This window comes from Polaromonas sp. (genome assembly GCF_031411155.1).
Lineage (GTDB): Bacteria > Pseudomonadota > Gammaproteobacteria > Burkholderiales > Burkholderiaceae_C > Polaromonas.
In genome coordinates this window covers 1-26,811 of record NZ_JANOAL010000233.1, presented here as the reverse complement: position 1 = coordinate 26,811, position 26,811 = coordinate 1, and the positions used below count along the sequence as shown (strand labels likewise).

The window sequence follows — 26,811 nt, the reverse complement described above, 5'->3', positions numbered from 1 at the left end:
TGTCGGCGACGATCAATCGCCTTTGCAATCTGCCCAGCAAACCGTTCTTCGCCATATTCACGAATCACCTCCGTCATGGTTTCTATGGATGCATCGGCCAGCCAGTCGGCCACACTTTGGCCGCGCGTGGTGTCCATGCGCATGTCCAGCGGCCCTTCCGAGCGGAAGGAAAAGCCCCGCTCCGGGTTGTCGATCTGGGGCGAACTCACGCCCAGGTCCAGCAGCACACCCGCGGCGCTGGCCGCCGGCAGCTGACCCAGGTGCATGAAGCCCTCGTGGCGAATCGAGAAACGCGGATCGGCCATGGCTTGCGCCTCGGCAATGGCGTCGAGATCCTTGTCGAAAGCCGTCAGGCGCCCCTGCGCCGAAAGCTTTGAAAGCAGCAGACGGGAGTGCCCGCCACGGCCGAAAGTCGCGTCGATGTAGTGGCCGTCCGGGTTGACAAGAAGCGCCTCGATGGCTTCGTTCAACAAGACGGTGCGGTGAACCCATGGAGCTTGCACCGTCATTCTTTCAGAATGAAAAGTCTTTGAAGACATCGGGCATCTCGCCCTTCATCTGCTCCGCCTCCTGGGCGGCATAGGTCACCGCATCCCAGAGTTCAAAGTAGCTGCCCATGCCGAGCAGCACCGCGTCCTTGCTGATGCCGGCCGCCGCGCGCAGTTCGGGCGAGACCAGCACACGGCCGGTTGCATCCATCTCCACATCCATGGCATTGCCCAGAAAAATGCGCTTCCACCACTGGGCCTGCATGGGCAGTGAAGCAATGCGGTCACGAAATTTTTCCCACTCATTGCGTGGGAAAATCATGAGGCAGCCATGCGGATGCTTGGTGATGGTGAGCTGGCTGGAAGCGGTGGCGCTCAGCACGTCACGATGCCGGGTTGGCACAGAGAGCCGACCCTTGGCATCGAGAACCAACGAAGATGCGCCTTGAAACACCGCTAAAAACCTTTAGAAAACACTTTTCACCACTAAATTGCACTTTTCCCCACTTTATCAGGAAACCCTGAGCAAGCAAGGGATTTGAAACAATTTTTTTCAATGAAATCAAGGACTTAGAGGCATTTTCGGATGTTGGCGCGGCACAAAATTCGTTCTAAATGAAGCACTTAGCTGCAGTTATGAAAGTAGAGCTTTAAGCAAAAACCAGGCCCCCCAAGCTCTGGCGAGCGTGGCGCGCAAGGTGGTTTTCTGGGTGTTTTGACGTGAGCCGCTGCGGGCCGAGGCCAGAAAGCTCGAAAAGCCGGTGAATTGACCCGGTATTTTATCCAAATGGCATCAGGTGCAAGGCAGCAGCCGGCCTTCACCCCACGCGTGACCTGCCTCAGTCACTGCGAATCAGCACGCTGGCATATTCCGTGATGCCGATGACATTGAAGAACGAGGCGACGAGGCGATTGACCCCGGAAAACTGTACGGCGCGGTTTTCAGCCTGACGGGCAGATACCCAGTTCAGCAGCGTGCCGGCGGCAGAAAAATCGACGCGGATCAACTTTTCGCAGGAAATCAGCATCATGTCGGCGCCCATCAGCTTGACTTCCAGCTGGTCCAGAACATCCATCGCGTCGCCCTGGATCTGGCCCGCCAGTTCCACCGAAAACAGATTGCCCATCTGGGAATGGGCGGCATCCATCTGGGTGTCCCCATCCAGCGCCGCACTGAGGCTGATGGGAGCCGAGTCACGGTAAACGTCGCCAATAATGGTCTGGCCGCGAATGGCCGCGCCCAGGGCATCCAGCGGTTTGTAGACACAGCGTGCATTGACCCAGGTCGGCGGCGACACTTCGTAGGTGACACAAAAATCGAGGGCGACCAGCTCAAAATCGTCGGGCCGGTGCGTCACGCGCAGGGTGTCCATGCGCAGCTGCCACCAGTTTTGCGGGGTGCCACGGTTGCCTGACGGGGTGGCCTCGATCAGTACCTTTTGCAGCTGGGCATCTGCGATGAAGCGCAACTGAACCGCTTCGTTGGCCCAGCCCGCAAACACCTGAATCAGGGAGTCAACCGCCGCAGCCTCGATGGTTTTCAACTTGCTCCAGTCCAGTCGCCAGGGCAGGGGCGCCTTGACCAATGCCGCCTTCAACGCCGCCACGGACTGAATCCCCAGCGACGACGGGCAGGCCCAGTCGGCGACCGGCCCGTTGCCGGCATCGCCCACTTTGTCGGTGGGTTCGATCAGCAATTTCACCATGTCCGGCATCGAGAACCACTGCGGCGCCGAGCGGTTGAAACGCTCGGCAAACTGCAGGGCCGCCACTTCGAATTTATCCTGCTGGGCGGTGGCGCGATACAGGTCAAACAGCATGAACCAGGTTTCCGAATGGCCGACGCGGATACCGCCGGGCCCCAGGACTTCAAGCAGGCCACTCTCCGCGCCCGCATTGTCGCCATTGGCAAAGCGAATCGCGGCTTCTTCCAGCTCCGCATCGTGGGCCACGATCTCAGCCACCTCCACCGCCGAGCTTTTGGACGGTGAAAACTCTGAACCGCGGCTCTCGTCGGCCCGTCGACCGTTCGCAAACCCCGGTTTTCCCGCGGCCACGGTGCCAAATGCAGGCAACCCGCCGTTCCCGGTCGACAGAAGATCTCGCGCCGACCCGGCCTGCGGGCCATTCTGGTTCATGGGCCGCAGCCCGGCCGGGGCGGTGGCGCGGTAAGCAACAGGAAGTTCATTGTCGAGCAGCGCCGATGGCGCCAGGGTGCCCCTGGCCTGGGGTAGCGCGCCCTGCACCGTGTTGTCCGGAACACCGCCGTTCTTGGTTTTCCACCACTGCATCGACATCTGGGCTTCGATCTCGTCGATCTTCTTGAGCGTCACCGCCCGGTCATCGGGCTTGGAGGGCATGCTGCTCTGGAAAAACGAGGGCCGGGCGCCGGGGTCCTGCCCCAGGCCACCTATGGCCTCGCGCTTGCGCATCTTGCGCAGCATGTCGAACTCGCGTTTGCGCACAAAGTCGTTGCGGCGCTTGCGCTCCACCATTTCCTTGAGCAACTGCTTGCTCACGGCCTCGTCGCGGTCGCCCTGCACCGTGTCCAGGTCAGCCCAGCTGGTGGCCGGATTGCGGACGAACCTCACCATCTTCGATAGCAGGCCTTGCGCGGTGTCGTCTTTGGACATGGGGATGGGCGGTCGATTAAAAACCTTGGGCGGCAGGCCGGCGGTCAGTCACCAAACATTTTCTGCTTGAGTTCGCGGCGCTGCTGCGCCTCGAGCGACAAATTGGCGGTGGGCCGGGCGATCAGGCGACCCACGCCAATCGGCTCGCCGGTTTCATCGCAATAGCCGTAGTCACCGGAATCAATGCGGGCAATCGACTGTTCGATTTTCTTGAGCAGTTTGCGCTCGCGGTCGCGGGTGCGCAGTTCCAGGGCGTGCTCTTCCTCGATCGTGGCGCGGTCTGCCGGATCGGGCACCACGGCGGTGTCCTCGCGCAGGTGTTCGGTGGTCTCGCCGGCGTTGTTGTGGATGTCCTGCTTGAGCAGCGACAGCTTGTGGCGAAAAAAGGCCATCTGCTTTTCGTTCATGTACTCGGCGTCAGGCATGGCCTTGACTTCCTCGTCGGTCAGCAGCTCGGCCGGGGTGGTTTTCCAGTTGTTGGCAAGCTTGGGGTCTTTTTTGGCGGCCGCCTGGATGGGCGGTGCAATCACACGTTCGGTCATTGTGGAATAACTGGCTTTGGCTGCGTCGGGCGCATGGGTTGGCACCATGGGTGCGGGTGGGGGTGAATGGGTGGCGGTCCGGGCAGAACTTCTGCGGCCGGGTTTGAGCGGTGCCGAGGCCATGCGCACGGGTGCCAGCATGGGCCGGGACGCCGGCACGGGGGACGCGACCGGCGCCGTCACCTTGGCAGGCGTTTTGCTGTCTTTGGCAGCAGGCTTGGCGGAAGCTTTCACGGCAGATGTTGTCACGGGTTCGGCCTTGGGTTTGACGGAGGGGGCGGCAGGTTTCGCTGCCGGTTTTGCGGCCGGTCTGGCGGCGACTTGGGCCTTGGCTGGCATCGGTTTGGCAGCCGCCTTTTTGCTGGCCACCGGGGTCGCCTTGGCCCTGGCCGCGGGCTGGGCCGACGGGACGGCTTTTTTGGCGGTCGGCTGTGCCTTGACGGCGGGTTTGGCGACGGCCTGGGTGGCCGTTTTTACGGCCGATTTCGCAGCCGGCTTGGCAAGCACCTTCATGGCGGCTTTCTTGCTAGCCGTCTTGACCGCGGCCTGGGACTTTTTTGCTGGGGCTTTCACAATGTCTCTCCTCTGGGAAGCAGCCTCGGGGTGTTCCCCGGACCGTTTCCTGGCCTGACTGCTCTCGGGCAGCCCGACCCTAGCTGTTGCCAGTTCTCCTGTTGCCAGACTTCCTGGTTTGACTGCCGCACCTCCCGTTTTGTCCGCTTCGGCTTTCCGGGTATTTTGTTCGGCGCGCGATTGTAGCGGCTCGCCGCCGCGCTGTGCTGCCCGGAATCCAAATCGTTGGAGAATCGATACAAACATGAAGCCCTCCGCCTGTTATAGGCTGTAAGCGGACAGCCTACCTCAAACCAGGCACTGCTCAAGCCCCTGCAAGAAAATATCTTTGGGCAAATCGATGCCGATAAACACCATCTTGCTGGTTTTCTTTTCGCCCTCTGCCCAGGCCGGGCCGAGGTCGCTGCCCATGAGCTGGTGCACGCCCTGAAAAATCACTTTGCGCTCGGTGCCCTGCATATTCAGCACCCCCTTGTAGCGCAGCATGCGCGGGCCGTAGATGTTGACCACCGCGCCCAGGAAGTCTTCGAGTTTGGCCGGGCTGAAGGCCTTGTCGGAGCGGAACACAAAGCTCTTGACGTCGTCGTCATGGTGGTGATGGTGACCCTGGACGGCATCCTGGGCATGCGCGGGATGGTCGCAATGTTCGCCATGCTCGTGCTCATGATGGTCGTGGTCGTGGTCGTGATCCGAATGATCCTCGGCCTTGAGGAAATCCGGGTCGATGTCGAGCTTGGCATTGAGGTTGAAGCCGCGCAGGTCAAACACATCGGCAATCGCCACCTCGCCAAAATGCACGGCTTTTTGCGGCGCGCGCGGGTTCATGTGCGTGAGCCGGTGCATCAGCGCCTTGACCTCACCCTCGGACACCAGGTCGGACTTGCTGATGAAAATCTGGTCGGCAAAACCGACCTGGCGCCGCGCTTCCTGCCGGTCATTGAGCTGGCCGGCCGCGTGCTTGGCATCGACCAGGGTCAGGATGGAGTCGAGCAGGTACTGCTCGGCGATTTCCTCGTCCATGAAAAAGGTTTGCGCCACCGGGCCGGGGTCGGCCAGGCCGGTGGTTTCAATCACCACGCGCTCAAAGTCCAGCAGGCCCTTGCGCTTCTTGGCGGCCAGCAACTGCAGGGTTTCGCGCAGATCCTCGCGGATTGAGCAGCAAATGCAGCCATTGTTCATCTGGATGATGTTTTCCTGGGTGTCGTTGACCAGGATTTCGTTGTCGATGTTTTCCTCGCCAAACTCGTTTTCAATGACGGCAATCTTCTGGCCGTGGGCTTCGGTCAGGATGCGTTTGAGCAGCGTGGTTTTGCCCGAGCCGAGAAAGCCGGTGAGGATGGTGACGGGAATCAAGCTCATGATGAAGACCTAAAAAACAGCGAAAACGCGGAACTGAACAAAAAGGGGACAGCCCCAAGCTGGGGAGTTTAGCGGCCCGTTCAAGCCCCCGGCAGGCGGGCCCGAATACCGCCTTGCCCGGCAGTTGCTATTATTTTGATAGCTTCAAGCACACGTATTACCTGGGGCAGAGGCCGATTTTTCTCCTAAATGAGCGATTGGGCCGGTTTTTTCACCAGCACCAGGCCCTTGAGGTACTCGCCCTCCGGAAACGCCACCGTCATCGGGTGGTCGGGCGCGCCGCCCAGGCGTTCGGAAATATAGGCGTCCACGCCGGCGTCGGTGCCGGCCGAGGCCACGATCTTGTGAAACAGGTCGGCGCTGATACCGCCCGAACAGGAATAGGTAAACAGCACGCCGCCCGGCTCCAGAATGCTCAGCGCCAGCCGGTTGATGTCCTTGTAGGCACGGGCGGCGCGCTCGGCATGGGTGATGGTGGGTGCAAACTTGGGCGGATCGAGCACGATCGCATCAAAGGTCTTGCCGTCCTTGAGGTACTGGCGCAGCATGGCGTTGACATCGGCGTCCAGCAGCGTGCTGCGGCTGGCGTCAAAGCCGTTCAGCGCTACGTTGGCCGCGGCGCGTTCGATGGCCGGGCCCGACGAGTCGATCGAGGTGACATGCCGGGCGCCGCCCGCCAGCGCGGCCACGGTAAAGCCGCCGGTGTAGCAGTAGCAGTTGAGCACCCGCTGAAACCGCAGGCGGCGCGCATGGGCCGCAAACTTGTGCCGGCTGTCGCGCTGGTCCAGGTAAAAGCCGGTCTTGTGGCCCTGCGCCACGTCCAGGCTCAGCGTCCAGTCGTGTTCGGTGATGGTGACGGCGGTATCACCGGCGCCGGCCAGCCAGCCCGTTGCCTCGGGCAGGCCTTCGAGTGAGCGCACGCTCGCGTCCGAGCGCTCATAAAGTCGCGTCAGGCCGGTTTGCGCCAGCAGCGCATCGACGATCACGCCTTTCCAGCGCTCGGCGCCGCAGCTGGAAAACTGCGCCACCAGCGTGTCGCCGTAGCGGTCCACCACCACGCCGGGCAGGCCGTCGGATTCGCCGTGAATCAGCCGCCAGCCGTCGCTTTGTATGTCAAAAAGGCTTCTAGCCCTTATTGCAAGCTCGATACGCGCTATGAAAAACGAAGCATCGATGCGTTCGTTTTCATCAAAACTCCAGACCCTGGCGCGGATTTTGGAACTCGGGCTGAAGGCCGCCCAGCCCAAAAACTGCCCGTCGTGGCCTTCCACCCGCACGGTTTCACCGGCATCGCCGCCGCCCTTGGCAATGGCGCCGTCAAAAATCCAGGGGTGGCGGCGCAGCAAAGAGCGCTCTTTGCCTTCCTTGAGTCGAATTATTTTCATGCGTCTATTGTCGCGGCTTCGCTTGCATCCGATGCCGCGTCACGCCAGTTCAGCGCCCTGCCACCATCTGCCCGACGAATGTCCCTTGAATTTTGCGACAATCGCAAGTTAATGATTTTTAACAACTTTTTTTCGCAACCCGGGCGCGCCAGGCCATGGTCAGGTTTGGCCGGCCGCTTTTCCGACCTGGCGATGACTATGGTGATGGCGCTGTGGCTGGGCGCGCTGCTGGCGCTGGCCAGCGCGCCGGCGCAGGCGCGTTCGGTGCTGGACCTGGACACCCGCGCCCAGCCGGTGGCCCTGCGGGACTGGGGCGACTACTGGATAGACCCGACCGGCCAGTTCAGCGCCGAGCAGGTGGCCAACGCCGCCGACCTGGCCTGGGCACCGACCCGCGCGGACGCGATTTACCCGGTGACCAGCGGCAACGCGCTGTGGGTGCGCTTTACCGTGCCGCCCGCGCCGGACGCCGAGCGCTGGTATCTGGAGGTGCCCTACCCGTCGATAGACCGCGCTTCGCTCTACACCCTGGACCGTGCCGGCCGCTGGAACGAGCAGCGGGCCGGCGACCTGATGGCCGTGAGCCAATGGCCGGTACCGCACCGCCACCCCTTGCTGCCCATTGATTTATCGGCCGAGGTGCCCACCCGATACCTGCTGCGGCTGGAAAACGGCCACGCCGAGAGCGCGCCGCTGCGCTTCATCAGCGAAGGGCGGCTGAGCTACACCGAACAGCGGGTGTCGCTGATCCTGGGCATTTTTTTTGGCCTGACCGGTCTGGCGGCGCTGGTGTCGGCGGTGGGCGCGGTGTCACTGCGTGACTCGGCTTACGGCTGCTATGCGCTGTACGTAACGCTGTTCAGCCTGACCCAGGCCACCGTCACCGGCATTGGCGGCCTGCACCTGTGGCCCGACTGGCCGCGCTGGAACGACCTCTCCACCTCGGTGCTGCCGGTGCTGACCGGCGCCGCGTCCCTGCTGTTCATATCGGCCGCCGTGTCCCTGCCCGAGCGCTCGCGCCGTCTGCACTGGCTGATGCTGGCGCTGGCGCTGCTGGGGGGGCTGGTGGCGGCCGCGCTGACGCAGGTGCCAGCGGCCCATCGCACCACGCTGTTTGTGCCGGTGCTGCTGCTGATGCAGCTGACCGGCCTGCTGATGATGGCCTGGGCCTGGCGGCACGGCGACCGCTTTGCCCCCTGGCTGATGCTGGCCTACCTGCCGGTTCTGGCCTCTGCAGACTGGACGCTGGCGCGCCACGCCGACCTGGTGCCGCTGGATTTTCTGACGCTGCACGGCATGCAACTGAGCGCGGCGCTGCACCTGCCCATCGTCATGGTGGTGCTGATGCTGCGCAGCCAGCAGCGGCGCGAGAACATACGCCGGATTCAGGGCCTGGGCCGGGTCGACCCGGCCACCGGCCTGATCAACGGCCATGTGTTCGCGGAACGGCTGCTGCGCATGATCGCGCGCTCCGGGCGGCTGCAGCACCACAGTGCGGTGTTGCTGATCGACCTGGTCAATTGCGATCAGATCCAGCGCGACTTCGGACGCAAGGCGGCCGACGACCTGCCGCTGCATGTGGCCGAGCGGCTGCTGTCCACGGCGCGCGAAATCGACAGCGCGGCGCGGCTGTCGGAGCGGCGCTTTGGCATGCTGGTGGAAGGCCCGTTCAGCGCCGAGGATGCCGCGACGCTGGGGCCGCGCATCGTGGCGCGCTGCCTGATGCCCTACAAGCGCCTGCATGTGGACTGCGTGGCGCAGGTGCGCGTGGCCTACGCGGTGGTGCCGCTGCAGGGCGCCAACGCGCAAGGCGTGCTGAGCCAGCTGGAGGCGCGCCTGGCCGCCGCACCGGTGGACAGCAAACGCGCCGTCTTCACGCTGGACGATGCGCCACCAAGGCCTTTTTTGCGGCGCACGCGCCCGTTCAAAACCGCCTGAGCGCGGGCCGCTCAGCGCTTGAGCGGCTCCTTGCCCTTGCCCGGCTTGCCCGCCAGCATGGCCCGCGGATGGGCCGCGTCATAGACCTTGGCCAGGTGCTGAAAATCAAGCCGCGTATAGACCTGCGTGGTGGTGATATTGGCGTGGCCCAGCAACTCCTGCACCGCGCGCAGGTCGCCGCTGGACTGCAGCACATGGCTGGCAAACGAATGCCGCAGCATGTGCGGATGCACCGGCGTCGCCAGCCCGGCTTTGAGCGAACGCTGCTTTAGCCGGACCCGGATCTGCTGCGGCGTGAGCCGGGTGCCGCGCTGGCTGATGAACAGCGCCGCATCGCCCTCGACCCCCTGAGCCCGCTGTGCCAGCTGGCTGCGCGCCGCCAGCCACGCGGCCAGCGCCTGCAGCGCCAGGCGGCCCACCGGCACACTGCGCCGCTTCGCGCCCTTGCCCAGCACATGGGCCTCGGCCGCATCGGGGTCGATCCAGCCGCGCGCCTGGCCGCTGGCGCGCAGATCCAGCCCCACCAGCTCGCCAATGCGCAGGCCGCAGCCGTAGAGCAGCTCGGTGATGCACTGGTCGCGCGCTTCCAGAAAAGGGTCATGGCCTTCGCTGGCCGGCCGGTAGCTGGCCAGCTGCACCGCTTCGTCAACACTCAGGGCCTTGGGCAGCGGCTTGGGCGCCCTGGGCGAGCGCACATCCTGCACCGGGTTGGCGGCCACCAGGCCTTCGCGCCCCAGCCAGGTGTAAAAGCCGCGCCAGCCCGACAGGATCAGCGCAATGCCGCGTCCGCTGCGGCCGGCCGCATGCATTTGCGCCACCCAGCGCCGCATGTGGTTGTTGTGCGCCGCCGTCAGCGCCACGCTGGCCTGGCGGGCATTGGCCTGCAGTTTTTGCAGGTCCAGCGCATACAGCTCGACCGTGCGCTGGGCCAGGCGCTTTTCTACCCGCACATGCTCCAGGTAGCGCGCCACCAGCGGGTCGGTCTCGTAGCCATGCGCCGGCTCCGGCTTCGTTTCCGGCGGTGACGCAAGCGGGGGCGGCTGCGTCATGGTGCGGCTTATTGACTGTCGGCTGCCGCAGGCTGGGCGCGCAGCCGGGACAGCGCGGCGCCGGCCAGTTCGCCCAGCCGCTCCAGGAAATCGGTGCCCATGGCGCTGTCAAAACGCCCGGGGTCGGGCGAGGCCAGCACCAGCAGACCGGCCACCGGCGCAGCGGCCTCGGCGCGCAGCGGAATCAGCGCCAGCGACAGGGCCAGCGCCGGCTCGGGCAGCCAGCCGACTGCCTCAAAACCGGAATTGACGCCGCAGTAGGGCGCGCTCAGGGAGCTGGCAAAGGTCTGGGCGTCGTCGCTGACGCCGGTGGCAAAGCTCTCGTTGGAGAAAATGCCGTTGACGCGCCAGACCTTGATGGCGGCCTGCGGAATCTGAAAACCGCTGGTCAGGCCGTGCACGATGGCGCCCGGCAGCTCGCGCGCCTGCGCCGTCTGCAGCAGCTGGCGGGTCCAGCCGTGCAGCTTGTCGGCAATGCCCTCGTTGTCCTGGCCGTGGCGGATCATCTCGACCACCTTGGTTTCCAGCCCCTTGATCTTCTCGCGCAGCATGCCGGCCTGGCGCTCCTGCAGGCTGACGGCGCGGCTGCCATGGCCGCTGGACAGCTGCACGGTGGCCAGCAGCTCGGCATGGCGCTCGAAGAAATCGGGCGTGTTGGCCAGAAAGTTGGCGATGTCGTCTTCGGTGATGGAGTGTTCGTTGGGGTTCATGTCGGGCATTGTAGGTAAATAGGCCCCCACGGTCGCGCACTTTGTGTCGCTTCCTGCCCCCCAAGGGGGCCGCTGCGCCTGCGGCCTGGCAAAGCCAGTTCCGCGGCCCCTGCTTGAACAGAATGGAGCAGCAGTGTCTTAAGGGCGGTCCGGAATCTCGATCTCGGACTCGAACACCGTGGTGGCCGGGCCGGTCATCATGACCGGGGCGTCCAGCTGGCCCGACCATTCAATCGTCAGCGCGCCGCCGCGCGTCAACACCTCGACCCGACTGTCGAGCAGGCCCCAGCGCATGCCGGCGACCGCCGCCGCACAGGCGCCGGTGCCGCAGGCCAGCGTTTCGCCGGCGCCGCGCTCGTACACCCGCAGCCGAATCTGGCCGCGCGACACCACCTGCATGAAACCGGCGTTGACGCGGCGCGCAAAACGCGGGTGGTTTTCGATCAGCGGGCCATCCTGCAGCACCGGCGCCGTATCCACGTCCTGCACCAGCTGCACCGCGTGGGGGTTTCCCATCGACAGAGCCGCTATCAAAACAGGAGCTATCAGCGCACGTTCCTCAAGGGCTAGCGGCCATTTTTGCCATGAGCCGGCGGCCTGCGGCGTCAAACCGGCGGCGTCAAACGGAATGCGCGCCAGCTCAAACACCGGCGCGCCCATGTCCACCGTGACGCGGCCATCGGCCTGCAGCCGCGGCTCGATCACGCCGCCCAGGGTCTTGACCCGCACCACGTCCTTGCTGGTCAGCCCCTGCTCGCGCACAAAGCGCACAAAGCAGCGCGCGCCGTTGCCGCATTGCTCGACCTCGCCGCCGTCGGCGTTGTGGATCACGTACTCAAAATCGATGTCATCACCCGCGTCCTTGGGCGGCGGCCTGACCGTCAGAATCTGGTCGGCGCCGACGCCAAAGTGCCGGTCGGCCAGAAAGCGGTACTGCGCCCGCGTCAGGCCCAGCGAGCCCCGCGTCTCGTCGAGCATCACAAAATCGTTGCCCGCACCCTGCATCTTGGTAAATCGGATTCGCATGGCGCATTATCCGCTGCACTTGCGCCATCGATTCACGGTACGCTCTGGGCACCGCAACTCCCGAGCAGCCACGACCATGCGCATCCCCGACTGGACCCCCGCCCTTAAAAGCCAGCCGCAGGAACTGGTGGACGCCATCCTGGCGCGCCGCGGCGGCAGCCTGATCAATCTGGACCGGGCGCTGCTCTGGAGCGAGCCGCTGGCGCGCGGCTGGAATGTCTACCTGAAGGCGGTGCGCAGCGAACTGCCGACCAGCCGCAAGCTGCGCGAGCTCGGCATTTGCACGGTGGCGCTGCTGACCGGCGCCGCCTATGAGTACCAACACCATGCGCCGGATTTCCTGACCGCCGGTGGCACGCAGGCCGAACTCGACGGCCTGAATGCGCTGGTCAAGGCCGACGCGCGGCAAACGGCTGAGCACCCGTCCCTGGGTGCGGTCGAGCAGCTCGTGGTCCGGTATGCGGCGCAGATGACGCTCGACGTCAAGGTCAGCGATGAGCTGTTCGCCGCATTGCGGGCGCACTTCGACACCACGGAAATTGTGGAGCTGACCAGCGCGATTGCCACCTACAACATGGTCGCGCGTTTTCTGGTCGCGCTGGGGGTTTCGCCGGAGGAATGATGAAAACCGGGCGCAATGGCCCCGTTTTTGTGACCGGAAGTCAGGCGGTCTAGTCTGCCTTGATGCCATTGTCCTTGACCACCTTGGCCCAGATGTCGATTTGCCTGTCGATGAAAACGCCGGCCGATTCCTGCGAGCCGCCGACAATGTCAATCCCTTGCGCGCTGAGTTTTTTGGCGATGTCCGGGTTCTTGAGCACCTTGTTGACCTCGTCGTTCATGCGTTTGAGCAGCTCGGGCGGCGTTTTGGCTGGCGCCACAATCGCCCACCAGGCTGGCGCGTCAAAGCCGGCAAAGCCGCTTTCGGCCAGCGTCGGCACATTGGGCAGATCGGGCGAGCGTTTGCTGGTCGTGACCGCCAGCGGGCGCAGCCGGCCGCTGTCGATGTGCGGCTTGGTCACAAACACCGAGCCGATGGACAGCGGCACATGGCCGGCCACCGCGTCGGTCATCAGCGGGCCGCCGCCTTTGTAGGGCACATGCTGCCAGTCGATGTTGCCGCTTTTGCCGAGCAGCGCCATCGCCAGATGCCCGAGGCTGCCGGAACCGATGCTGCCGTAGCTGACATTCTTTTTGGCCTTGGCCGCCGCCACCACGTCGGCCAAGCTTTTGTACTCGGACGCCGAAAAGGTCGCCAGCACCATGGCCGAGGTGCCGATCAGCGCCACCGGGGCCAGGTCCTTGCGGGTGTCGAAGGCCAGGCCCGGAATCAGGCTGGGGTTGACGCCGTGGGTATCAAAAACCACCCCAAAGGTGTAGCCGTCGGCGGGCGCTGCGGCCACCGCCGCCGTGCCGATGGCGCCCGACGCGCCGCCCTTGTTCTCCACAATAATGCTTTGGCCGAGCTGCTGCGACAGCGGCTGCGCCAGAATGCGGGCGACCTGATCGACCGAGCCGCCGGGCGGGAAGACGGCGACAAATTTGATCGCTTGTCTGCCCGGCCATGCCTGTCCTGAGCCGGTCGCAGCAGCCTGCGCCATGACGCTCGGGCTGCTGGCGCACAAGGCGGCGGTCGTCAGGGCCAGAGCGGTCCTGGAAATCCATGTCGTCATACGCGATTCCTGCAAGTAAAGTGCCGGTTAGTGTCGGGTCGGGCCTGCCACCGCACCATTGCGGATAACACTTAGCCGGGCGACTGTGGTTGGGGCGCCAGGTGCCATTGCCACATTTCGCTGCAAAATCGGGTCATGGCCAGACCTTCCCAACTCCTTCACCCCCAGCGCGAGCCCGCCCCGCTGCGCCCGGCCGCTACGGTGCTGTTGCTGCGCGACACGTCCGATGGCCTGGAAGTGCTGATGACGCGGCGCTCCATGACAGCCAGCTTTGCCCCCGGCGCCTATGTGTTTCCCGGCGGCGGCATTGACGCGGCGGATGCCCAGGCCCACGGCCAGTCCACGCGCCGCGCCAGCCAGGGCGATCTGCACCTGACGCAGGCCATCGCCGCGATCCGCGAGAGCTTTGAGGAGCTCGGCGTGCTGCTGGCGCGCCATGCCGATGGCCGCCATGTCAACAGCGCCGACATTGCGGCGCTGGACCGCAAGGCGCCGTTTGCCGTGCAATGCCAAAATTTTGATGAAGGGCGCGGCCTGACGCTGGCGGGCGCCGAGGTGTTTGTGCTGGCCCACTGGATCACCGACCGTGACCTGCCGCGCCGCTTTGACGTGCCTTTTCTGGTGGCGCGCATGCCCGGGGGCCAGCACCCGGTGGCCGACGAAACCGAGCAGTTCGAGCCGGTCTGGGTGCGCCCGACCGAGGCGCTGGCGCGGCATGCGGCCGGCGGCTTCTTCATGATCTTTCCGACCATACGCACGCTGCAGCGGCTCGGCAGCTACCCGACCGTGGACGCGGTGCTGGCGGCCTGCGCCGCGTCCGAGCAGCCGCTGTGGACCTCCTGCCCGCGCGCCGGCCTGCTGGCGGGCCAGGAGGCGCGTTACATGGAACACGAGGCGCCCTACGGCGAGCTTGAACTGAGCTGCCCCGACGGGCAGATCCTGCACCGGCTGGACTGGCAGACCGCGCAGCCGGTACGGCTTTTGAAAAACGTCATGCGCCTGACCGCGCCCAACCCCGGCATGATGACCGGGCCGGGCACCAACAGCTACATCGTGGGCGACACAGCCAGCGGCTATATCGTGATCGACCCCGGCCCCGACGATGCCGGCCATGTTCAGCGTTTGTTTGAAGCCACCGGTGGCCGCATCGAGGCCATCGTCTGCACCCATTCCCACCCCGATCACTCCCCCGCCGCCCGGCCGCTGCAGGCGCTGTGCACCGGCCAGCCGCCGATTCTGGGCCTGCCCTCGGCACCGACCGCGCGCCCGGATGCGCAGTTCACGCCGGACCGATCGCTATCAAATCAGGAGCTGCTCATGCTTGCGGGTAACGGGCTGGAGCACACTTTGAAGGTCATTCACACGCCTGGGCACGCGGCCAACCACCTGTGCCTGGTGTTGCTCGAAGACGGCCTGCTGTTTTCGGGCGACCACATCCTCAACGGCAGCACCACCATCATCAACCCGCCCGACGGCGAGATGAGCGCCTACCTGGCATCGCTCGATACCCTGAGCGCCGCCTGCGCCGAGCTCGGCATCGCCTTTATCTTGCCTGCCCACGGCTATGTGCTGGGCGCGGCGAAGCAGGCGATTGCGCAACTCAAGGCGCATCGGCTCAGGCGCGAGGCCAAGGTGGCAGCGGCCATGCAGGCCAGGCCCGATGGCAGCCTGAACGACTGGCTGGCGCTGGTCTATGACGACACGCCGCCCGCGCTATGGCCGGTGGCGCTGCGCTCGCTGCAGGCGCATGTGGACCGGCTGCGGGCGCTGCCAGCGGGCTTGCCCGAATAGTTGCCAGGCCTTGACTTCATTAAACTGGTCCCTTTTGACCTGAACGGAACCCTTTCATGCCTTCCATCACGACACGACGTTTTTTGCAAACCGCCGGCACCCTGCTGGCCGGACTGGTTTTAGTGGCCTGCGGCAAACAGCAGCCGCCCGCCCCGGCTGCCAGCGCACCGGCCCCGGCCGCCACGGCGCCCGCGCCCGCCGCCAAGGTCTATGTGGTCGGCACCGACGCCGCCTACGCCCCGTTTGAGTCCCAGAATGAAAAGGGCGACATCGTCGGCTTCGACATCGATGTGGTCAAGGCCGTGGCGCAAAAAGCCGGCATTGAGGTGAAATTCGTCAACACGCCGTGGGAAGGCATTTTCAATTCGCTGGGCCAGGGCGACCGCGACTTTCTGGTGTCAAGCATCACCATCACCGACGAGCGCAAGCAGACCATGGATTTTTCGGCGCCCTACTTTGATGCGCAGCAGCTGATTGCGGTGAAGCAGGACGCCAAGATCGCCAAATTTGCCGACCTGAAGAAACTCAAGGTCGGCGTGCAAAACGGCACCACCGGCGACGAGGTCATCAGCAAGCTGCAGGGCAAGGAAAGCCCCAACGTCAAGCGTTTTGAATCGACCCCGCTGGCCCTGAAAGAACTGGAAGCCGGTGGCGTGGATGCGGTGGTGGCCGACAACGGCGTGGTCGTGCACTACGTCGCCAACAACCCCGGCGCCAGGTTCAAGACCGTCAGCGACGCCAGCTTCGCCGCCGAACAATACGGCCTGGCCGTCAAAAAGGGCAATACCGAGTTGCAGGAAAAGCTCAGCAAGGGCCTGGCCGAGATCAAGGCCGACGGCACCTACAACCAGATTTACGCCAAATACTTTGGCGCCGCGCCGGCCGCAGCCACACCGGCTGTCGCTGCTTCCAAATAAACCGGAAGCCTGAGCCCGGCGGCGCGGGCTTGCGGTTTCAGCCCTCATGACCCTGCCCGTCCCGCCCGCCGCCCGTCGGCGCACGCTGCGCGCGATTGCCCTGTTTGAAGCCGTCAAAGGCGTGGCGGCGCTGGCGGCCGGCATCGGCCTGCTGGGTTTGCTGCACCACGACCTGCACCAGGCCGCGCTGGCACTGTTGTGGCGCTTTCATCTCGACCCGGCCCTGCACTATCCGGCCCTGTTGCTGCGCTACGCCGACTGGCTCAGCGCCATCGACCTGCGTTCGCTGGCGCCCGTGGCCCTGGCCTACATCACGGTGCGGCTGCTCGAAGCCTACGGCCTGTGGAAGGACAAAATCTGGGCTGAATGGCTGGGTGCGCTGTCGGGTGCGCTGTACATCCCGCTGGAAGTCGCGCACCTGGTGCACCGCAGCACCCTCATCAATACCGCCGTCTTGCTGGCCAACATCGCGGTGGTGGGCTTTCTGGCGTTTCAACTCTGGAAGCGGCTTTATCGCCGGCGCGGCAGGTCTGCAGCCCTGACAATAGGCAACGGCCCGGGATGAACCCGAATGAAAAGTGTGAAGCCCGCCGATAAGCCGGATTTTGTGCGCTGAGGCGTCTTGCGACGCTCCAGTGTGACCGCCATTAATCTGGGCCGGGGGTCGCCCACCCGGCTCGGTGCTACCTACCCGCCAACTCTGCGGAACCACATCAACGTTGGCCTACTTGGTATTGCTGCGCGTAGAGATTGCCCGTTTCACCCGCCCTTGGGTTACCCCAAAAGCGACTCGTCTCTGTTGCTCTGATCCTCACCTCACGGTGGAGAGGTGTTACCTCCTACGCTGTCCTGTGCAGTCCGGACGTTCCTCCAGTGCGCTCTTTCGAGACTTGCACCAGCGGCGGTCTGGCAGGCTTCACGCTGCATATTATCCCCTGCGCCGGGCTGCCGGAACAGCCGCGCCTTAAAATACCGGCTGCTTGATCAACACGAGCCGCCTCATGATTCGCCTGACTGAACTCAAACTTCCGCTGGACCACGCGGAAGACGCCCTGCCTTCGCTGATCGCCCGCACCCTGGGCATTGCCAGCGCCGGCATCCAGACTTTCCACATCCACAAGCGCAGCTTTGACGCCCGCAAGGCCGAGCTGCTGCAGGTCTACATCGTCGATGTGGAATTGGCCCCCACGCTCGGCACGGACGTGTCCTTGCTGCCCCCCGAGGGGGCCCTCCCGGCCAGGGGCGGCCCGTCGCCGGTCGAGGCTGCCCTGCTTGCGAAATTTGCTGGCAACCCGCAGATCCAGCCGGCGCCCGACATGGCTTACTACCCGGTGGGGCAAGCGCCCGCTGGCCTGGCGCTGCGCCCGGTGGTGATCGGCTTTGGCCCCTGCGGCATTTTTGCGGCCCTGCTGCTGGCGCAAATGGGCTTCAAGCCCATCGTGCTGGAGCGCGGCAAAACCGTGCGCCAGCGCACCCGCGACACCTGGGGCCTGTGGCGCAAAAACACACTCAACCCCGAGTCCAACGTGCAGTTTGGCGAAGGCGGTGCCGGCACGTTTTCCGACGGCAAGCTCTACAGCCAGATCAAGGACCCGCGGCATCTGGGCCGCAAGGTCATGCAGGAGTTCGTCAAGGCCGGCGCGCCGCCCGAGATTCTTTATGTGGCGCGGCCCCATATCGGCACCTTCAAGCTGGTCAAGGTGGTGGAAAACATCCGCGCGCAAATCGTGGCGCTGGGTGGCGAAATCCGTTTTGAGCAGCGCGTGACCGATGTGCTGATTGAAGACGGCCCCGGCGGCAAACACCTGCGCGGCCTGACGGTGCTGGATCAGGCCAGCGGGGAAACGCAGGAGCTGCGCGCCGACCAGGTCATCATGGCGCTGGGCCACAGCGCGCGCGACACCTTTGCCATGCTGCATGATCGCGGTGTCTACATCGAAGCCAAGCCTTTTTCCATCGGCTTTCGGGTCGAGCACCCGCAGGGCATCATCGACCGCGCGCGCTGGGGCAAACATGCCGGCCATCCGCTGCTGGGCGCGGCCGATTACAAGCTGGTGCACCACGCCAGCAATGGCCGCTCGGTTTACAGCTTTTGCATGTGCCCAGGTGGCACGGTGGTGGCCGCCACCTCGGAGCCCGGCCGCGTCGTGACCAACGGCATGAGCCAGTATTCGCGCAACGAGCGCAATGCCAACGCCGGCATCGTGGTGGGCATTGATCCGCGCGATTACCCGGGCGATGCGCTGGCCGGCATAGCACTGCAGCGCCAGCTGGAATCGCATGCCTATGTGCTGGGCGGCAGCAACTACCAGGCGCCGGCCCAGCTGGTCGGCGACTTTGTGGCCGGGCGCCCGTCTACCGCGCTGGGCAGTGTCAATCCCTCGTACAAACCGGGCGTGACCCTCGGTGACCTGTCATCGGCCCTGCCCGGCTACGCGATCGAAGCGATGCGCGAAGCCTTTCCCGCCTTTGGCCGCAAGATCAAGGGCTTTGACACGCATGACGCCGTGCTGACCGGCGTGGAAACCCGCACCTCGTCGCCCATCAAGATCAGCCGTGGCGAAGACCTGCAAAGCGTGAATGTGCGCGGCCTCTACCCGGCCGGCGAAGGTGCCAGCTATGCCGGCGGCATTTTGTCGGCCGGCGTGGATGGCATCAAGGTGGCAGAAGCCTTGGCGCGCACTCTGCTGAGCGCGTGAGCGGCGGCCTCTGCGGACTCGTTATCCCAGCACGGCGCGGGCAATGATGGTGCGCTGGATCTCGGACGAGCCTTCGTAGATGCGCAGAATGCGGGCGTCGCGCGCGTAGCGCTCCAGCGGCATCTCGCGCGTAAAACCATAGCCGCCGTGGATCTGCAGGGCGCAATCGGTGACGAAACCCACCATCTCCGAGGCATAGAGCTTGGCCATGGCCGACTGCTGGGTAAAAACTTTTCCGGCGCTGCGCAGGGCGGTGGCTTGCAGCGTGAGCCCCCAGGCCGCCTCCAGACGCAGCTTCATGTCGGCCAGCATCCACTGGATGCCCTGCTTGCCGGCCAGCGCCTCGCCAGCGATCTGGCGGTCCTTGGCCCATTGCACCGCGGCGGCCAGCGCGGCCTCGGCAATGCCCAGCGAGGTGGCCGCCACATCCAGGCGGCTGTTGTCCAGCACCTTCATGGCGGTCCTGAAACCCGTGCCTTCCTCGCCCAGGCGGCAGTCGGCCGGCACCCTGACGCCGTCAAACGACACCTCGAACGCGTGCGCGCCGCGAATGCCCATCAGCTTTTCAGGGCTGGAGACGCTGATGCCCGGCGTCTGCCGGTCCACGATGAAGGCGCTCACGCCGCGCGGGCCCGCAGCCAGGTCGGTCTTGGCAAAGACCACCAGAAATTTCGCCTCGGCGGCGTTCGAGATGAAGTGCTTGACACCGTCGATGCGGTAGTGCCCGCCTTCGCGCACGGCGCGGGTGCGCAGATCGGCCGGGTGCGAGCCGCCGCGCGGTTCGGTCAGGGCAAAACCGGCCAGCCATTCGCCGCTGGCGGCACGCGGCAGCCAGGCCTGGTGTTGCGCGGCATTGCCGCCTATCAGCACGGCGTCGGTGCCCAGGTAGTGCGCGCCCATCATCGACGAGGTCGCGGCGCAGGCCCTGGAGATTTCCACCAGCGCCAGCAGCATGGCCGTGGGCGTGACGCCCGGGCCGCCCAGGTGCTCGGGCAGGTTCAGGCCCATCACGCCGAGTTCGGCGAGTTGGGGCAGGTGGCAGGTCGCGGACAGCTCTTGTTCGTCGAGTGCCTGCGCGCGGGGCGCGAGTTCGGCTTGGGCGAATTTGGCGACGGCATCGGCCAGGGCCTGGTCGTCAGCGCTGACGCCGAGGCGCAGGGTGGTAGTCATGCTTTCTCCTTCAAAACAACGTGGGTTGATGGGGTAGACGCCGGTGCCGGGTGGTCGCCAAAAACACCGGCGGCCCGCAGCTCGGCCAGTTTGTCGATGCCGCAGCCCAGCAGGCTGGCGAGGATGTCGTTCGTGTGCTCGCCCAGCGCGGGCGCGCGCGTGGCCCGATTGGGCGCCGCACCGCCAAAGCGCACCGGCTGGGTTGGCAGGCGCAAGCCGGGCAGCCGCGCATCGTCCACCGGCTGCAGCAGCTCGCGCGCCTGCGCCTGGGGTGAATTCAGCGCCTGCGCTATGTTCCAGATCGGTGCCACCGGGACGCCCGCCGCTTCGATGTGCGCGACGACTGCCGCCACCGTGTGCTGTGCCGCCCAGGTCTCAATGGCGGCGCGCAGTTCCGGCTCGCGGGCCGAGCGCTGCTCGTCCGTGGCCAGGCTGTCGTCCTGCCCGAATTCGGGCCGGCCCATGGCCCTGGCCAACGCTGCAAACAGCTTGCGATTCAGCACCGCCAGCGCAAAGTGCCCGTCCTTTGCCCGGTACACGCCAAACGGCGCCGACAGCGGGTGTCGGTTGCCGACGCGCCGGGCGGGCTGGCCGGTGAACAGGTAGCGCGACACCGAGGTCGCCAGAAAACTCAGCGTGGTGTCGAACATGGCCACGTCCACATGCTGACCCTGGCCGGTGCGGCTGGTCTGGTGCACGGCCGCCAGCGTGGCCCACGAGGCGAACAGGCCGGCCACCACGTCGGATATCGCCTCGCCCACCAAGGTGGGCGGGCCGTCGGGATCGCCCGTGGCTTCCATGATCCCGCTCATGGCCTGCACGATCACGTCGTAGGCCGGGCGGCTGGCGCAGGGGCCGGTCTGGCCAAAGCCCGACACGCTCACATAAACCAGCTTGGGGTTGCGCGCCAGCAGCGCCGCCGCGCCAATGCCCAGCCGTTCGGCCACGCCGGGGCGGAAGTTTTCAATCACCACGTCAACCCGCTCGGCCAGCGCCTGGATCAGTTCCACCGATTCCTGCAGCTTGAGGTCGAGCACCAGGCTTTTCTTGTTGCGGTTCATCACCGTGAACAAGGCGCTCTCGCCGTTCTTCATCGGGCCGATGGCGCGGTAGTCATCGCCCTGCGGCGGCTCGACCTTGATCACCTCGGCGCCCAGGTCGGCCAGCAACGCGGTGGCCAGCGGGCCCGCCAGCACCCGGGTGAAGTCAAGAATGCGCAGCCCGTCGAGCGGGCGGATGGTGGGGGCGTCGGACATGGCGGGTTCCTTGGGAAGTCGTTGAATGACGCCATTGTTGACCTGGCATTGAATCAATGAAAATACAGAATTCATATGCATTGGATGAAAATAAATGATTCATTTCAGCTTGCGCCAGGTCGAATATTTCGCCGCCGCGGCGCGCCATGGCGGCGCCGCACGCGCGGCCCAGGCCCTCAATGTGTCCCAGCCCTCCATCTCCAAGGCCATTGCCGAACTCGAAGAGCTGTGGGGTGAGCAGCTGTTTGTGCGGCTGCACGCACGCGGCCTGGAGCTCACCGCCGCCGGCACGGCGCGGTTCCGGCAAGCGCGGGCGCTGCTGCGCCAGGCCGAGTCACTGGTGGCGCCGCGCTCCGCCACGCTCGAAGGCCAGTTGCGCGTGGGCTGCCTGAGCACGCTGGGGCCGCGCTACCTGCCCGAGGTGCTGGCCCGCCTGCGCGCCGAACACCCCGGCATCGCTGTGCAGGTGGAAGAAGGCGACACCGAAACGCTGACACGCCAGCTCGAGCGCGGCGCCCTGGACGTGGCGCTGATGTACGACCTGGGCCTGGCGCGCAGCGTGCGGCTGGAGCCGGTAACGGACCTGCGGCCCTATGCGCTGCTGCCCTGGGGCCATGCGCTGGCGGGACGCGGCCAGCTGCGCCTGGCCGAGCTGGCGCGCGAGCCGCTGATCCTGATCAATCTGCCGCACAGCCGGGCCTACTTTCTGTCGCTGTTCCACGCGGCCGGCGTCACGCCGCGCATTGCCCATGAAAGCGCTTCGATGGAGATGGTGCGGGCCATGGTGGCCAATGGCCTGGGCGTGTCCGTGCTCACCACCCGGCCGCTGCGCGACGTGAGCTACGACGGCAAACGGATTGCCTGCCGGGCGCTGCGCGGCACGCTGCTGCCGCAGTCGGTGGTGCTGGCCTACCCGGCCGGGAGCGACCAGCAGCCGGCACTGACCGGGGTACTGACGCACACGGTGCGCGCCAGCTTTTCGCGTCAGCCGGACGAGGTCAAGCCAACCCCATCCTGATCACCGCTTGGCGGCCATCTGCCGCTAAACCCGGTTCCCAGGTCGACACCGCGGCAAAAATTCAATGCCTGTATAGACAGAGTCTTCCAACAACAATTAATGCGATGTTTCACCTGCTAACTATGACCATGGCCAGCTCTGGCAAACACCATCGCATGCTTCAAATTTGGCAAACTAGGGTTTACTTGTATATACAGGATGGCACGCACCGGCAAAAATGCAGCTACCCAGACTTTGCCGTGCAGGGATCCTGGGATCAACCGATTTTCAGAATCAAACTGGAGTACGTAATGGTTAAGACAACCGTCAAGAAATTGACTTCGCTGCTGGCGATGGGTGTTTGCGTGGCCGGCATGGCCTCGACCGCAGTGGCGCAGGACACCAAGATAGTCTTGGGCATGTCCGGCTGGACCGGCTTTGCCCCGCTGTCATTGGCCGACAAGGCCGGCATCTTCAAGAAAAACGGACTGGACGTGGAAATCAAGTTCATTCCGCAGAAAGACCGCCACCTGGCGCTGGCGGCCGGGGCGATCCAGTGCGCGGCCACCACGGTAGAGACCCATGTGGCCTGGAACGCCAACGGCGTGCCCATCGTGCAGATCTTCCAGATGGACAAATCCTACGGCGCTGACGGCCTCGCCGTACGCGGCGACATCAAGAACTTTGCCGACCTCAAGGGCAAGACCATAGGCGTGGATGCGCCCGGCACCGCGCCCTACTTCGGCCTGGCCTGGATGCTCAACAAAAACGGCATGACGATCAAGGACGTCAAGACCACCACGCTCTCGCCGCAGGCGTCGGCCCAGGCCTTTGTGGCCGGCCAGAACGACGCGGCCATGACCTACGAGCCGTATCTGTCCACGGTGCGCGACAACCCGGCCGCCGGCAAGATTCTGGCCACCACGCTGGACTACCCGATGGTGATGGATACCGTGGGCTGCGCACCACCCTGGCTCAAGGCCAATCCCAAGGCGGCCCAGGCGCTCGCCAATTCCTACTTCGACGCACTTGCCATGATCAAGGCCGACCCCGTCAAGTCCAACGAGTTGATGGGCTCGGCCGTCAAGCAGACCGGCGAGCAGTTTGCAAAATCATCCGCCTATCTGCGCTGGCAGGACAAGGCGGCCAACCAGAAGTTCTTTGCCGGCGAGATCACCACCTTTATGAAGGATGCCGAGAAGATATTGCTGGAGTCCGGCGTGATCCGCAAGGCGCCCGAGAACCTCGCCGTCACGTTTGACGCCAGCTACATCAAGTAAGGCAGTCAAGCCATGGAACACGTGCAAACACCCCCTCATTTGCCCGAAGCCCCGGTGCGTCCGCGCAGCGGCCGGCTGGCGCCGCTGGAGCCGGTGGGCGGCAACACGCGCTGGCTGCTGGGCCTGGGCTTTTTCGTGTTGTTCGTGCTGGTCTGGGCCGGCTTTACGCTGGGCGGTTTCGTGTCGCCCACCTTCCTGGCCAGTCCCATGACGATGGCCCGCGAAGGCTGGCTGCTGTTCACCGAACACAACTTCATCCACGACATCGGCATGACGGTGTGGCGGGTGTTTGGCGGCTTCATCCTGGCCAGCCTGATCGCCGTGCCGCTGGGCATTGCCATGGGCACTTACAAGGGGGTCGAGGCCTTTTTCGAGCCCTTCGTGTCGTTCTGCCGCTACCTGCCTGCATCTGCTTTCATCCCCTTGCTCATTTTGTGGGCCGGCATTGGCGAAACGCAGAAAATCCTGGTGATCTTCATCGGTTCGGTGTTCCAGATCGTGCTGATGGTGGCCTTCACCGTGGGCGGTGCGCGGCGCGACCTGGTCGAAGCCGCCTACACGCTGGGCGCTTCTGACCGGGGCATCATCAACCGCGTGCTGATTCCCGGCGCCGCGCCCGGCATCGCCGAAACCCTGCGCCTGGTGCTGGGCTGGGCCTGGACTTATGTGATCGTGGCCGAGCTGATTGGCTCGTCCAGCGGCATCGGCCACATGATCACCGACAGCCAGGCGCTGCTCAACACCGGGCAAATCATCTTCGGCATCATCATCATCGGGCTGATTGGCCTGGTGTCCGACTTTGCCTTCAAGGCGCTGAACCGCCGCCTTTTTGCCTGGAGTTCAATATGAGTATCGCCGGGCCGTCCCAAGACACGAACGCCCCACGTCCAAGCGAAGCGCCGGACACACCTGCGCTTTGGGGCAGCGAAAACACGCAGTGCAGAGCGTGGGGGAACTTACTATGAGCCAACTGTCCATTCAAGGGGTGTCGCGCGTCTTCGAAACCGCCAAAGGCCAGCGCACACAGGCGCTGCTGCCGGTCGACTTCGAAGTCAACGACAACGACTTCGTCACCATCCTCGGCCCTTCGGGCTGCGGCAAGTCCACGCTGCTGCGCATCGTCGCCGGGCTGGAGCGGCCCAGCACCGGCCGGGCCCTGCTCGACGGCCGACCGGTCGAAGGGCCAGGCGCCGACCGCGGCATGGTGTTTCAGAGCTACACACTGTTCCCGTGGCTGAGCGTCGCGCAGAACATCCGCTTTGGCCTGCGTGAGCGCGGCATGAGTGAAGCCGACCAGAAGGACCGCAGCGACTACTTCATGGCCAAGGTCGGCCTGCGCGGTTTTGAAAACCACTTTCCAAAGCAGCTTTCGGGCGGCATGCAGCAGCGCACGGCGATTGCGCGAGCGCTGGCCAACGACCCCAAGATCCTGCTGCTCGACGAGCCCTTTGGCGCGCTCGACAACCAGACCCGCGTGCTGATGCAGGAGCTGCTGCTGGGCATCTGGGAATCGGCCCGCAAGACCGTGCTGTTCGTGACGCACGACATTGACGAGGCCATCTTCATGGCCAACCGCGTGGCGGTGTTCAGTGCGCGGCCAGGGCGCATCAAGTCCGACATCGCCGTGAACCTGCCGCACCCGCGGCACTACACGATCAAGACCTCGCCGGAGTTCATGGACCTCAAGGCGCGCCTGACCGAGGAAATCCGCGCCGAGTCGATGGCGTCGGCCGAGCATTGACAAGGGTCTGATGAACCCCAAACTTCACCTCCTGCGCCCAGCGGCGCACGAAACCGGTCCTCCAGCCGGGGCCGACCGCTTGCCGCCCAATGTCGCGCGTTACCAGCAGGTCAAGGATTTCGTGGCGCGCAAGATCCAGGACGGCACCTGGAAGGCGGGCGACCGGCTGCCCTCCGAAAGTGAGCTGGTGGCGCAGTTCGGCCTGTCGCGCATGACCGTCAACCGGGCCCTGCGCGAACTGGCGGAGCAAGGCCGCATCAAGCGCATTGGGGGGGTGGGCAGCTTTGTGGCCGATGACAAGCCGCAAGCCAACCTGCTGCAGATCGCACGCCTGCCCGATGACATTCGGCGCAGGGGCCACGACTACCAGTGCCGGGTCGTGACGGTGGAGCGCATTTCGGCTTCGCTGGACATCGCATCCGCGTTGGGCCTGCATACCGGCGAGTCGGTGTTTCACTCGGTCTGCGTGCACCTGGAAGACGGCGTGCCCATGCAACTCGAAGACCGCTACGTCAACCCGCGCATGGCGCCCACTTTCGGACAACAGGATTTCACGCTGGAGCAGCCTTCGGACTTTCTGGTGCGCACGGTGCTGTTTGACCAGATGGAGCATGTGGTCGATGCCGTCCTGCCCACGCGTGAACAGGCCGAGCTGCTGCAAATGGAATTGCACCAACCCGGCCTGCTGCTGACCCGCCGCACCTGGATACATGAGGAGCCCATCACCATCGTGCGCTGCCTGCACCCCGGCATGCGCTACCGCCTGGGCAGCCGGTTTCGCACCGACGGTAACGCCGTCACCAGTTAGGCGGCAGGCGCGGCGGCCGTCAGCCCTGCGCCGCCTGCAAGGCGGCAATGCGCTCTTCAATCGGCGGGTGCGTGGCAAACAGCTTGCCCATGCCGCCGGTGATGCCCATGGCTTCCACGGCCTTGGGCAGCTCGCCCGGCTGCATGCCGCCCAGGCGGGCCAGGGCGTTCATCATGGGCTGCTTGCGGCCCATCAGTTGCGCGGCACCGGCATCGGCGCGGAACTCGCGGTGGCGCGAGAACCAGGCCACCACCATGGCGGCGGCAAAGCCGAGCACGATGTCGAGCACGATGGTGCTGACGTAATAACCAATGCCGGGGCCGGAGTTGTTATCGTTGCCACGACGCAAGAAGCTGTCGACCGCATAGCCGATGACGCGTGACAGGAACACGACGAAGGTGTTCATGACGCCCTGGATCAGGGTCATGGTGACCATGTCGCCATTGGCAATGTGGGCGATCTCGTGGCCGATCACGGCCTCGATCTCCTCCTTGGTCATGCCCTGCAGCAAACCGGTGGACACCGCCACCAGCGACGAATTCTTGAAGGCGCCGGTGGCAAAGGCGTTGGGCGCGCCGTCAAAAATGCCGACCTCGGGCATGCCGATTTTGGCTTTGTCGGCCAGCTTGCGCACAGTCTCGACAATCCAGGCTTCATCGCCATTCTGCGAGTCATTGATGATGCGCACGCCGGCGCTCCACTTGGCCACCGGCTTGCTGATCAGCAGCGAGATGATGGCGCCGCCAAAACCCATGACCAGCGCAAAGCCGAGCAGC

Annotated in this window: 24 protein-coding genes and 1 other RNA gene; 11 read left to right on the top strand and 14 right to left on the bottom strand. The window is 64.9% G+C overall.

The annotated features are described in order from the left end of the window. The 6 genes from rsmH to RMO23_RS14295 form a co-directional block, all read right to left on the bottom strand. Nucleotides 1–503: 16S rRNA (cytosine(1402)-N(4))-methyltransferase RsmH (gene rsmH, locus RMO23_RS14320; RefSeq protein ID WP_309682846.1), on the bottom strand; the 503-nt coding region annotated here is incomplete at its 3' end. 10 nt (nt 504–513) lie between these two features. After that, on the bottom strand, nt 514–942 hold the full coding sequence (gene mraZ, locus RMO23_RS14315) for a division/cell wall cluster transcriptional repressor MraZ (RefSeq protein WP_309682843.1): 429 nt from the start codon (nt 940–942) through the stop codon (nt 514–516). 385 nt (nt 943–1,327) lie between these two features. After that, on the bottom strand, nt 1,328–3,121 hold the full coding sequence (locus RMO23_RS14310) for an STAS domain-containing protein (protein ID WP_309682841.1): 1,794 nt from the start codon (nt 3,119–3,121) through the stop codon (nt 1,328–1,330). Between the two features lie 44 nt (nt 3,122–3,165). Continuing rightward, a complete protein-coding gene (dksA, locus tag RMO23_RS14305; protein ID WP_309682839.1) occupies nt 3,166–4,236 on the bottom strand; it encodes an RNA polymerase-binding protein DksA in 1,071 nt (356 codons plus the stop codon). 288 nt (nt 4,237–4,524) lie between these two features. Beyond that, nucleotides 4,525–5,595 (bottom strand): GTP-binding protein, encoded by a 1,071-nt coding sequence (locus RMO23_RS14300; RefSeq protein ID WP_309682836.1) that lies wholly within the window; start codon nt 5,593–5,595, stop codon nt 4,525–4,527. Nucleotides 5,596–5,780: 185 nt separating this feature from the next. Further along, a complete protein-coding gene (locus tag RMO23_RS14295) occupies nt 5,781–6,980 on the bottom strand; it encodes a class I SAM-dependent methyltransferase (RefSeq protein WP_309682834.1) in 1,200 nt (399 codons plus the stop codon). Nucleotides 6,981–7,172: 192 nt separating this feature from the next. Between RMO23_RS14295 and RMO23_RS14290 the strand changes: the two genes are divergently transcribed. After that, nucleotides 7,173–8,918, top strand: a complete 1,746-nt coding sequence (locus RMO23_RS14290; RefSeq protein ID WP_309682832.1) for a 7TM diverse intracellular signaling domain-containing protein — start codon at nt 7,173–7,175, stop codon at nt 8,916–8,918. Between the two features lie 11 nt (nt 8,919–8,929). On the opposite strand, the gene RMO23_RS14285 is transcribed toward RMO23_RS14290, so the two are convergent. The 3 genes from RMO23_RS14285 to dapF form a co-directional block, all read right to left on the bottom strand. Continuing rightward, complete coding sequence (locus RMO23_RS14285) at nt 8,930–9,967, bottom strand: tyrosine recombinase XerC (protein WP_309682830.1); 1,038 nt, start codon at nt 9,965–9,967, stop codon at nt 8,930–8,932. A gap of 8 nt (nt 9,968–9,975) precedes the next feature. Beyond that, nucleotides 9,976–10,677 (bottom strand): DUF484 family protein, encoded by a 702-nt coding sequence (locus tag RMO23_RS14280; RefSeq protein ID WP_309682828.1) that lies wholly within the window; start codon nt 10,675–10,677, stop codon nt 9,976–9,978. Nucleotides 10,678–10,815: 138 nt separating this feature from the next. Beyond that, entirely contained in the window at nt 10,816–11,703 is an 888-nt protein-coding gene (gene dapF, locus RMO23_RS14275) for a diaminopimelate epimerase (protein WP_309682826.1), read from the bottom strand. Between the two features lie 76 nt (nt 11,704–11,779). Between dapF and RMO23_RS14270 the strand changes: the two genes are divergently transcribed. After that, complete coding sequence (locus tag RMO23_RS14270; RefSeq protein ID WP_309682823.1) at nt 11,780–12,325, top strand: carboxymuconolactone decarboxylase family protein; 546 nt, start codon at nt 11,780–11,782, stop codon at nt 12,323–12,325. Between the two features lie 49 nt (nt 12,326–12,374). On the opposite strand, the gene RMO23_RS14265 is transcribed toward RMO23_RS14270, so the two are convergent. After that, nucleotides 12,375–13,376, bottom strand: a complete 1,002-nt coding sequence (locus RMO23_RS14265; protein WP_309682820.1) for a tripartite tricarboxylate transporter substrate binding protein — start codon at nt 13,374–13,376, stop codon at nt 12,375–12,377. A gap of 135 nt (nt 13,377–13,511) precedes the next feature. Here RMO23_RS14265 and RMO23_RS14260 point away from each other — a divergent pair, with 135 nt between their 5' ends. From RMO23_RS14260 to RMO23_RS14250, 3 genes are read left to right on the top strand one after another with little or no spacing between them, the layout of a single operon-like run. After that, nucleotides 13,512–15,167: an MBL fold metallo-hydrolase gene (locus RMO23_RS14260; RefSeq protein ID WP_309682817.1), complete on the top strand. Its 1,656-nt coding sequence runs from the start codon at nt 13,512–13,514 to the stop codon at nt 15,165–15,167. Nucleotides 15,168–15,223: 56 nt separating this feature from the next. Further along, nucleotides 15,224–16,084 carry a basic amino acid ABC transporter substrate-binding protein gene (locus RMO23_RS14255; RefSeq protein WP_309682815.1) on the top strand — a complete coding sequence of 287 codons (861 nt, stop codon included), beginning with the start codon at nt 15,224–15,226 and terminating at the stop codon, nt 16,082–16,084. Nucleotides 16,085–16,130: 46 nt separating this feature from the next. Then, nucleotides 16,131–16,649, top strand: coding sequence for a DUF2127 domain-containing protein (locus tag RMO23_RS14250; RefSeq protein ID WP_309682813.1), 519 nt, complete (start codon nt 16,131–16,133; stop codon nt 16,647–16,649). Nucleotides 16,650–16,662: 13 nt separating this feature from the next. Here the strand turns inward: RMO23_RS14250 and rnpB are convergent. Beyond that, nucleotides 16,663–17,002: RNase P RNA component class A (rnpB, locus tag RMO23_RS14245), an RNA gene on the bottom strand. 83 nt (nt 17,003–17,085) lie between these two features. Here rnpB and RMO23_RS14240 point away from each other — a divergent pair. Then, complete coding sequence (locus RMO23_RS14240) at nt 17,086–18,783, top strand: NAD(P)/FAD-dependent oxidoreductase (RefSeq protein WP_309682810.1); 1,698 nt, start codon at nt 17,086–17,088, stop codon at nt 18,781–18,783. A gap of 21 nt (nt 18,784–18,804) precedes the next feature. Here RMO23_RS14240 and RMO23_RS14235 read toward each other — a convergent pair whose 3' ends face one another. Then, complete coding sequence (locus RMO23_RS14235; protein ID WP_309682808.1) at nt 18,805–19,953, bottom strand: acyl-CoA dehydrogenase family protein; 1,149 nt, start codon at nt 19,951–19,953, stop codon at nt 18,805–18,807. Further along, nucleotides 19,950–21,209 carry a CoA transferase gene (locus tag RMO23_RS14230; RefSeq protein WP_309682803.1) on the bottom strand — a complete coding sequence of 420 codons (1,260 nt, stop codon included), beginning with the start codon at nt 21,207–21,209 and terminating at the stop codon, nt 19,950–19,952. The genes RMO23_RS14235 and RMO23_RS14230 overlap by 4 nt, the downstream gene beginning before the upstream one ends. A 94-nt stretch (nt 21,210–21,303) precedes the next feature. On the opposite strand from RMO23_RS14230, the gene RMO23_RS14225 reads away from it, so the two are divergent. The 5 genes from RMO23_RS14225 (at nt 21,304) to hutC (ending at nt 26,035) form a co-directional block, all read left to right on the top strand. After that, complete coding sequence (locus RMO23_RS14225) at nt 21,304–22,227, top strand: LysR substrate-binding domain-containing protein (RefSeq protein ID WP_309682800.1); 924 nt, start codon at nt 21,304–21,306, stop codon at nt 22,225–22,227. A gap of 290 nt (nt 22,228–22,517) precedes the next feature. Then, nucleotides 22,518–23,486 carry an ABC transporter substrate-binding protein gene (locus RMO23_RS14220; RefSeq protein WP_309682799.1) on the top strand — a complete coding sequence of 323 codons (969 nt, stop codon included), beginning with the start codon at nt 22,518–22,520 and terminating at the stop codon, nt 23,484–23,486. A 12-nt stretch (nt 23,487–23,498) separates the two neighbouring features. Then, complete coding sequence (locus RMO23_RS14215) at nt 23,499–24,335, top strand: ABC transporter permease (RefSeq protein WP_309682797.1); 837 nt, start codon at nt 23,499–23,501, stop codon at nt 24,333–24,335. 112 nt (nt 24,336–24,447) lie between these two features. Continuing rightward, nucleotides 24,448–25,227 (top strand): ABC transporter ATP-binding protein, encoded by a 780-nt coding sequence (locus tag RMO23_RS14210; RefSeq protein ID WP_309682794.1) that lies wholly within the window; start codon nt 24,448–24,450, stop codon nt 25,225–25,227. A 10-nt stretch (nt 25,228–25,237) separates the two neighbouring features. After that, nucleotides 25,238–26,035 (top strand): histidine utilization repressor, encoded by a 798-nt coding sequence (gene hutC, locus RMO23_RS14205; protein ID WP_309682792.1) that lies wholly within the window; start codon nt 25,238–25,240, stop codon nt 26,033–26,035. Between the two features lie 19 nt (nt 26,036–26,054). Here hutC and htpX read toward each other — a convergent pair. Next, on the bottom strand, nt 26,055–26,811 hold a 757-nt coding region (htpX, locus tag RMO23_RS14200; RefSeq protein ID WP_309682791.1), incomplete at its 5' end, for a protease HtpX.

What these genes read in the sequence shown, in the direction of transcription:
- RMO23_RS14310 (WP_309682841.1), bottom strand. Translation starts at nt 3,121, where the DNA reads ATGTCCAAAGACGACACCGCGCAAGGCCTGCTATCGAAGATGGTGAGG.
- RMO23_RS14300 (WP_309682836.1), bottom strand. Translation starts at nt 5,595, where the DNA reads ATGAGCTTGATTCCCGTCACCATCCTCACCGGCTTTCTCGGCTCGGGC.
- RMO23_RS14295 (WP_309682834.1), bottom strand. Translation starts at nt 6,980, where the DNA reads ATGAAAATAATTCGACTCAAGGAAGGCAAAGAGCGCTCTTTGCTGCGC.
- RMO23_RS14290 (WP_309682832.1), top strand. Translation starts at nt 7,173, where the DNA reads ATGACTATGGTGATGGCGCTGTGGCTGGGCGCGCTGCTGGCGCTGGCC.
- RMO23_RS14285 (WP_309682830.1), bottom strand. Translation starts at nt 9,967, where the DNA reads ATGACGCAGCCGCCCCCGCTTGCGTCACCGCCGGAAACGAAGCCGGAG.
- RMO23_RS14280 (WP_309682828.1), bottom strand. Translation starts at nt 10,677, where the DNA reads ATGAACCCCAACGAACACTCCATCACCGAAGACGACATCGCCAACTTT.
- dapF (WP_309682826.1), bottom strand. Translation starts at nt 11,703, where the DNA reads ATGCGAATCCGATTTACCAAGATGCAGGGTGCGGGCAACGATTTTGTG.
- RMO23_RS14270 (WP_309682823.1), top strand. Translation starts at nt 11,780, where the DNA reads ATGCGCATCCCCGACTGGACCCCCGCCCTTAAAAGCCAGCCGCAGGAA.
- RMO23_RS14265 (WP_309682820.1), bottom strand. Translation starts at nt 13,376, where the DNA reads ATGACGACATGGATTTCCAGGACCGCTCTGGCCCTGACGACCGCCGCC.
- RMO23_RS14260 (WP_309682817.1), top strand. Translation starts at nt 13,512, where the DNA reads ATGGCCAGACCTTCCCAACTCCTTCACCCCCAGCGCGAGCCCGCCCCG.
- RMO23_RS14255 (WP_309682815.1), top strand. Translation starts at nt 15,224, where the DNA reads ATGCCTTCCATCACGACACGACGTTTTTTGCAAACCGCCGGCACCCTG.
- RMO23_RS14250 (WP_309682813.1), top strand. Translation starts at nt 16,131, where the DNA reads ATGACCCTGCCCGTCCCGCCCGCCGCCCGTCGGCGCACGCTGCGCGCG.
- RMO23_RS14240 (WP_309682810.1), top strand. Translation starts at nt 17,086, where the DNA reads ATGATTCGCCTGACTGAACTCAAACTTCCGCTGGACCACGCGGAAGAC.
- RMO23_RS14235 (WP_309682808.1), bottom strand. Translation starts at nt 19,953, where the DNA reads ATGACTACCACCCTGCGCCTCGGCGTCAGCGCTGACGACCAGGCCCTG.
- RMO23_RS14230 (WP_309682803.1), bottom strand. Translation starts at nt 21,209, where the DNA reads ATGTCCGACGCCCCCACCATCCGCCCGCTCGACGGGCTGCGCATTCTT.
- RMO23_RS14225 (WP_309682800.1), top strand. Translation starts at nt 21,304, where the DNA reads ATGATTCATTTCAGCTTGCGCCAGGTCGAATATTTCGCCGCCGCGGCG.
- RMO23_RS14220 (WP_309682799.1), top strand. Translation starts at nt 22,518, where the DNA reads ATGGTTAAGACAACCGTCAAGAAATTGACTTCGCTGCTGGCGATGGGT.
- RMO23_RS14215 (WP_309682797.1), top strand. Translation starts at nt 23,499, where the DNA reads ATGGAACACGTGCAAACACCCCCTCATTTGCCCGAAGCCCCGGTGCGT.
- RMO23_RS14210 (WP_309682794.1), top strand. Translation starts at nt 24,448, where the DNA reads ATGAGCCAACTGTCCATTCAAGGGGTGTCGCGCGTCTTCGAAACCGCC.
- hutC (WP_309682792.1), top strand. Translation starts at nt 25,238, where the DNA reads ATGAACCCCAAACTTCACCTCCTGCGCCCAGCGGCGCACGAAACCGGT.